The following is a 443-nucleotide window of genomic DNA, read 5'->3' as shown; positions in this document are numbered from 1 at the left end:
GGCGTTCGATGTCCTTGCCGATGTCAGCCAAGCCGCATCCCCAGGCCCGTGACGCGGCTGATCGGATCAGCGCAGCTGATCGAATCGTCAGCGCTCACGCGCAAATTCAAAACCTTAGGCGACGCAGCGCCCGTTGCCGAACCACCCTGTCCCCGAATCAAACTGCCGGAACCTCGCGGTCCCGGCAGCATTGCATCGCTTCGGTCGGCCGGCCAGAGTGATCTGCCCCGGCCCTCCCGTCTTTACTGGTTCAGCACAGCCTTGTCCGGGTTCGGCGGGAAGGCCGGATCGGTCTTTTGGCCGCGCAGCAGCTGTTCGGCATAGATCAGCTGCAGGTCGTCCTTCGGCTCCGGCGGCACATAGGCGGCCGAGCCCGAGCCGGTCGAGCTCTCGTCGGCCCCCTTGATGTGGCCCTTGAGGTCCGATTCGCCGCGGGTCAGGTC

General features: G+C 65.7%; 1 pseudogene. It reads right to left on the bottom strand.

The window, feature by feature from the left end:
* Window positions 1–242: 242 nt before the first annotated feature.
* Window positions 243–443: pseudogene (locus tag EOA60_RS37020) on the bottom strand (peptidase S41); the annotation flags it as partial.

It is taken from the genome of Mesorhizobium sp. M1A.F.Ca.IN.020.06.1.1 (assembly GCF_004023265.1).
Lineage (GTDB): Bacteria > Pseudomonadota > Alphaproteobacteria > Rhizobiales > Rhizobiaceae > Mesorhizobium.
Note: the sequence above shows the minus strand (reverse complement) of the source record. Positions and strands in the feature narration are given on the sequence as shown.